The organism is Streptococcus sp. STC1396, assembly GCF_058933875.1.
The window spans coordinates 80,381-87,049 of sequence record NZ_JBZYCU010000007.1; the positions used below are offsets into that span (position 1 = coordinate 80,381).

The 6,669-nt window shown below is 41.6% G+C and carries 7 protein-coding genes; 1 reads left to right on the forward strand and 6 read right to left on the reverse strand.

What is annotated here, in order from left to right; all coding sequences use genetic code 11:
* Positions 1-19: 19 nt before the first annotated feature.
* The 6 genes from AC5FEC_RS03890 to AC5FEC_RS03915 form a co-directional block, all read right to left on the reverse strand.
* A complete protein-coding gene (locus AC5FEC_RS03890) occupies positions 20-1,015 on the reverse strand; it encodes a hypothetical protein (RefSeq protein WP_304949096.1) in 996 nt (331 codons plus the stop codon).
* Positions 1,015-1,359: a hypothetical protein gene (locus AC5FEC_RS03895; RefSeq protein ID WP_493661359.1), complete on the reverse strand. Its 345-nt coding sequence runs from the start codon at positions 1,357-1,359 to the stop codon at positions 1,015-1,017. The genes AC5FEC_RS03890 and AC5FEC_RS03895 overlap by 1 nt, the downstream gene beginning before the upstream one ends.
* Entirely contained in the window at positions 1,349-2,332 is a 984-nt protein-coding gene (locus AC5FEC_RS03900) for a hypothetical protein (protein ID WP_493661360.1), read from the reverse strand. The genes AC5FEC_RS03895 and AC5FEC_RS03900 overlap by 11 nt, the downstream gene beginning before the upstream one ends.
* Before the next feature lie 11 nt (positions 2,333-2,343).
* Positions 2,344-2,655 (reverse strand): hypothetical protein, encoded by a 312-nt coding sequence (locus AC5FEC_RS03905; RefSeq protein WP_493661361.1) that lies wholly within the window; start codon positions 2,653-2,655, stop codon positions 2,344-2,346.
* Positions 2,655-3,638 carry a hypothetical protein gene (locus tag AC5FEC_RS03910; RefSeq protein WP_493661368.1) on the reverse strand — a complete coding sequence of 328 codons (984 nt, stop codon included), beginning with the start codon at positions 3,636-3,638 and terminating at the stop codon, positions 2,655-2,657. Before AC5FEC_RS03910 ends, AC5FEC_RS03905 begins: the two co-directional genes overlap by 1 nt.
* Before the next feature lie 230 nt (positions 3,639-3,868).
* Entirely contained in the window at positions 3,869-4,453 is a 585-nt protein-coding gene (locus AC5FEC_RS03915; protein WP_493661362.1) for a DEAD/DEAH box helicase, read from the reverse strand.
* A 281-nt stretch (positions 4,454-4,734) separates the two neighbouring features.
* Here AC5FEC_RS03915 and pabB point away from each other — a divergent pair, with 281 nt between their 5' ends.
* Positions 4,735-6,456, forward strand: coding sequence for an aminodeoxychorismate synthase component I (gene pabB / locus AC5FEC_RS03920; RefSeq protein WP_493661363.1), 1,722 nt, complete (start codon positions 4,735-4,737; stop codon positions 6,454-6,456).
* Positions 6,457-6,669: the final 213 nt, after the last annotated feature.

Consider the following 6,669-nt stretch of genomic DNA (forward strand, 5'->3'; position numbering starts at 1 on the left):
AGTTTGCTTATTGTTCTCCTTACTCATCCTGTGTAGGTCTTTTCCAGACATCCTTTTGAAGATCATAATACTGTTTAAATTCTTCCAATGAATTAACAGTATGCTCTTGACCATCAACGGAATATTTTGTCGGTATCCTTACATCTTCAAATAGATTTGTCCCATCTTTAACTAAGAGTTGAAGAAGAGGCAGATTATCTTCCAAGCTTGTTATATCTTTCAAAAGAGCGATCATTGAATCATTTTTAGAAAAAATCTCCGCTGCCTTTGGATATTTAGTCCAAATCAAAGTATCAGAAGGCAGTCGCTTCTCAGATGATGAACGAATTCTCCAACTGTTTATAGAATAATCCGAATTAACGGATAGTAAATTCGTTTGTGTAAAAAGATTAACTGAGCTAGAATATTCTTTATCCCGCTCTTGCTCGTCTCCCGCCTCCACAATCTTACCGCTATTCAAATCAATAGATTTTCGAATGGAGGACTCTGCACCACCAATTTTCTGAATATAGAGGTCTAGAACTTCTTTTCCCCCACTGGTATAAATCTCGTTAGAAAGACTGATAGGCATATAATCCGTATCATAATCTCGAACCATCTTAAAGATATCATAATCCTTAGAGGTAAGGGTCTGATTTTGCGTATCATAAACTGTGATTCCCCAGTATTCCATCTCCTCTGGAATGTTATTTCTCACCCGTGCACCCTTAATCTTTTTATAATCTTTCACAATCTTTGTCTTTCCTACAAGTTTCTTCCCTGAAAATACCTGCTTATTAGAAGAGGTTAACCAATAATCCACAGAATTATCGTAATCCCACTTGACCACAATCGCCTTTCCGTCCTCAATGAACTCATATTCACTAATTCGCTGTTTTAAAACTGGTGCAAAGTACGGCTTAACAAAATAAGTAATGTAGCCTTGGTAAGCTAAATAAGGCAGTACAATAATGACTAGTAAGCCTCCGACGAGCCACTTGATTCTATTAGATACTTTTATCTTAAAAAACTTCATTACTGCACCTCCCTGTAGGCATTATTCCATAAGAAACCATACATCTCATTAGCTTCAATCAAGCCTGCTAAACCTGCATCTTTATTTTGAGAGACTCCCGCAATCTGGTTCATAATTCCATCTATGGAGCCTTCCGCAATCTTGTTCATAAACTCATCTAATGAATCTACTGTTTCGACTAAATTTTCCATACAAGTTTTTACAAGACCTGCACAGGACTCTAGGTTGTCTGTAACTGGCGCTTCGATAATACTATCCATCCCCTGAGAGATTTCTTCTGTCGAAGCATTAATACTAGCTTTGATACTTTGAATTCGCATCGGCTGAATGCGTTTAACTGACATTTAGCAACTCCTCCTTTGGTTTTAAGACACTGATAAATTCATCATAAGAGTGAACCACATGATCTTTCCCATCCTTGGTCACCTCTCCATAAACGGTTAGATTATCAAATAAGTCTCGGTCCTTAGGGATTAAGAGACTGTATATATCAGATAGAAGCTTAACATCTGTATCATTGGTCAAGAAATAGAGTTCACCTTTCTTCTTAGTCATCAAGTCATAGGCTGCTGGATATTCTTCCCTCAAGCGCCAGTCTGAAGACTGATTAATCACAGATGGTGGGAGGCTGATAGAATAATCCGAATTATCAATATCATCTCTATAATAATTCTTTAAACTAGTAAATGTATACAATAGATAAAGAATTCTAGGCTCTGTAGGTCTACTAACTTCCTGTGGAATATCCTCTAATTTTCCTGTGGCCATGTTAAAGAGGACTTCCTTACGGTCATGACCCCCCGTTTTCTGGAGAACTACCGTACGATATTCTTGGTCTTTGTAAGCAAAAAAATGGACATAGGTAATTGAGACCGGGAAATAAGAATCATCATAATCTGATACAGCCTTTAAAAGATCATACTCCTTGCGAGGCAAATCATCCTGACTGGTATCATAAACTTGAATTTTCCAATACTCCCCCCAGCTCAGATTCTTTACATCAAAACGGTTATCTTCCCAGTCGTAAATTAAGCGTCTACTTTCTGTGGAAAGGTAACGTTTCCCATAAATCGCTAATCCATAATCAATCGGTTCATCCTTAGTTCCCTGCTCATAACTGTTACTAGCTCGTTTCCAAGAAATCACTATTCCCTGTCTATCACCTATAAACTCAAAAGAAGCTGGCTCTACCTCAGGAGTTCGCATGTAGAAACGATCATAGGTCATATAACGATATAAGGTATAGGCTCCATTAAGCAAAACTAGAAGGCTTAAACACCCCATAATGATTAGAATCTTTTTCCTGCTTTGTTTCATTGTGCTCCTCCTCAGTATTTGCTGTTCAGATACAGCTGATATTCTTCATAGCCATGTTTGGCATTTTGGTCAGACGAAATTGATAAATTCTCTAATATATTTCTAAAAGCCTCACCTACCGCTCCAAGATACTCATCCAAGGAGCTAATCGTCGCAACCATTTCCTTAGATAGTTTTTTTATACCATCTGTCGCAGCTCCTAGCTTCTCCGTGGCACTAGAAGAAATAAGGTCCGAAACGTTATTTTCTAACTCGCCGCTCATATCCTTAAATGCACCATTCACACGGCTTAGATTATCAGGATTAATTTTCTTATTACTCATCAGCTGTCTCCCCTGTCTACTTTATAAAGGTTTTTTAGATCTGGATGTTGCTCCAACCAAGCATTCGCCTCTTGGCTGTTATGGATCTGAACATCGGAGACTTTCCCATCATCATTCAGTCCATAAACGGTTAGAATCTCTTCCCCTTTGGGAGCGAACCAATGCAGAAATGTATCAAACCACTCATCCGGTGTGACCTTATCAACCCGAACGTAAAGTGACCAGTCTTGATTGATGAGTTTATCTTCTAGGTCTGGATAAAGACTGTAAAGATTGATAGTAGAGTCTGGAACTTGCCCTTCAGACCTAGTTGTTACTATCTCATTCGAAGGCTGAAGGTAACCCTTAGAGTGTAAAACTTTATAATAATTAGTTACTTGCGCGGTATCACTTATATCAGAGTCCCTTCCAAACCTGGTATCTTTGGGAAGATCCACCACTTCTTCCGTCTCCACATTGAGATAGACTGTTTTGATTACCCAATTCTCTTCATTCGATAAATCTATAATTTCTAACCCAAAGTAGTGAGTATCCTCAACGTAATAGGAGTCGAGTAGATTTGTAGGAATACTTTTCTGATTGTAGCTTCGCACTGCCTGATACAGGTCAATCTTTCGTTCAGGCAAGCCCTCTTCGTCTAAATTATACAAAATCAAGTTCCAATACTCTCCCTCCATCTGAAGATGAGGGATTTCATGTATCTTTCCTTCATCCTCTACTGTAAAAGTCTTGTACTCATCTGTGATCGCATATGTTTTACTGACAAATAAACTACCTTTGTTTTTAGGCTCAAGAACATATTGCTTCTTATCTCCAAATAGTTGAAAATCTGATTTTTTCCTGGCAGTTCGCATTCTATACTCTTGTTCTTTCGGGGGTTGACTGGGCTTCAAGAAAAGTAAGAAACAAGATCCTGTTACAACTAGAAAAAGAAGAAGGAGAGACCAGACGACTTTCCGATTCTTAAATACATATTTTTTCATAAAATTTTCCCCTTTTTTATTTTTAATTTTCATCTCAACTAGCTAGTCCAACGAGTAAAACAAAACTAAACAGAAGCCTTTCCAATCTGTTCTTCATTTCCTTTTATTTTTCGCTTCATTTTTCCTCCAATCAATAAAGACATTCGTAATTCATCATTTCTCCTCGCTTAAGCATAAAACTGCGGGAACGCAGCAAAGATGAAATAGTAAACTTTTCACCGTCGCAATCACTACTTCAAAGGCGATTCAACCTTCTTCTTGGTCAAAACACGGTTTTCCTTTTCTCCGCACAAGTTCATATAGCGTTGCCATAAAGCAGGCTCTGAATCATAAGGCGGCGTAGCTGTCAGTGCAATCAGACTGATTTGCGCAAACTGCCGACGGAATTCTTCCAAGCTCTTCCACCACTCATTGCGCAAATGATGACATTCGTCCAGACAAAGCGTTCCCAAACCAATGTCCTGCATCATTTTTGCCAAATCAAACTGAGAAAAATCAACTTCCTCTGAAGGCATAGCTTCATATTCAGCTTGGCACGACAAGCTCCCCTTATAGCGGGTCAAAGCGCTGTGCAAAGCTTGATAGGTGACAATCGTAATCGTTTTAGGTTCTTTCAAATTTTGAGACAGCAAGGCCTTTGCTTCTGATGGAGTCTCCAAAAATGCCTCTTTAATTCGCTCAGCCCATTGCTCCCTTATCGTAATCGTGGGCACCAAAACGAGGGCCGGCTTAGCAAAGCGCCTGATGATTTCAATTCCTAAAGTTGTCTTACCCGAACCAGGTGCTGCGCTTATATGGACACGACCATCTGCCATATAGGCTTGACTCCTATCCAAAATACGCTTTTGATAATCTCGCACTGCCCTTTAAACTGTAATTTTTTCATATCTTCGTCGACATTTTTCTTTTCAAATTCCTTTATTCCTTGGTGAATATAGCACAAAGAGCTTGTTAATCTTTCTTCTTGTATCTATCTACAGACAGTATATACAGAAAGACTGCTGCTTGTCAAATCTCTATCATTTCCTACTACTCCTAGTGCAATTTTCTTGCTCTCTCTTGTCTCTATCTGCCTACGATATGTTATACTATTATCATGCACAAGAAAACGATTATTGATTTTAAAGAACTGGGCCGGCGCTTGATTTTTAGCCAGCCCATCAAAGAACTCAAAACGCGCGAGTTGGCTGAAGTCAGAGCGATTCTGCAAGAGGTCGAAGATTGGCAGAAAAAGGGATTTTATGCAGTCGGCTATGTCAGCTACGAAGCGGCTCCTGCTTTTGAGGAAAAACTCCAGGTTCACAATGCCCCTCTGCTGGGCGAGTACCTGATTTACTTTACCATTCATGACAGGGCTGAGGAAGCCCCATTCCCTTTGGCTTACGACGAGGTGGAGATGCCGGCACAATGGCAGAGCCTGACGACTGAGCAAGAGTATGAAAAGGCCATCGGAACCATTCACCACCATATCCGTCAAGGCGATACCTATCAGGTCAACTACACGGTACAGCTAGGCGCAGATCTTAATCCACAGGACAGCTGGGCTATTTACAACCGTCTAGTCGTTGAGCAAAATGCTATCTACAATGCCTACGTAGAACACGATAATCAGGCAATCTTATCCATCAGTCCTGAGCTCTTTTTCGAGGAGCACCGAGGTGAGCTGACAACACGGCCGATGAAAGGTACTACCAATCGCGGTCTGACGGTCACTACAGACTTAGAACAGGCTGCATGGCTCCATCAGGATCCTAAAAATCGAGCGGAAAATATGATGATCGTTGACTTGCTGCGCAACGACATGAACCGCATTTCAGAGATTGGCAGTGAGCGAGTCGAGCAGCTGTGTCAGGTCGAGCAGTATTCCACTGTCTGGCAGATGACCTCTACCATCAAAAGCCAGCTGCGACCTGAGATTGGCCTAGGAGAAATCTTTCAGGCTCTCTTTCCTTGCGGCTCTATCACCGGCGCCCCAAAGATTTCGACCATGAAAATCATTAAGGAAACGGAAAAAGCCGCCCGCGGTGTCTACTGCGGTACTGTTGGCATCTGTTTGCCAGACCAGAGACGGATTTTCAACGTGGCCATCCGCACCATTCAGCTAGAAGATGGCAAGGCTATCTATGGTGTCGGCGGCGGCATCACTTGGGATAGCACATGGGAATCCGAGTACATCGAAACCCAGCAAAAATCTGCCGTCCTCTATCGGAAAAATCCGCAGTTTGACCTAGTTACGACAGGGAAGATTGAGCAAGACCGACTGACCTTCCAAGACCAACATCTGAAGCGTCTACGGGAAGCCGCCCGTTACTTTGCTTATCCATTTGATGAGGAAAAACTGAAGGTAGAGTTGAACCAAACCCTAGCAGAACTAGATCCACGAACGGACTACCGCCTGCAGATTTCCATAGCAAAATCTGGAAAGGTGACCTGTCATCTAGAAAAGCTGCAAGCACTACCAGAAGCTTTCTGCAAGGCAATCCTAGTCCCACAAAACACCAACCTGCAACAGCCTTTTACCTACTTTAAAACCAGCTATCGGCCGCATTTATCCTTGGGCCAGCAGGAGCAGATTTACTACAATGCCCAAGGGCAACTGCTGGAAAGCTCCATCGGCAATCTGGTTCTCCAGCTGGACGGCCACCTCTACACACCACCAGTCGAGCTAGGTCTCCTGAACGGTATCTACCGCCAGCATCTCTTGGCAACAGGTCAGGCCACAGAAAAAATTCTCAACCTAGACGACTTAAAATCAGCAGAAAAAATCTACGCCTGCAACGCACTACGCGGCCTTTATGAATTGGAAATAGATGATTGAGGCTGGGACAGACAGCCATGACGACATAGCCGTCACCCACAGAAACACGAAAATAAAGACAAAAGCCCTCATTTAGAAGTATAATCTAAGTGAGGGCTTTGTGGTTGATAATTTCTTGAATATCACTTTCGCGGGACAAACTAATCCACTCTACCGACGAGTACCCCAAAATATCGCCTTGAGCATGAGTATAAAAATACGACAATGTTATCG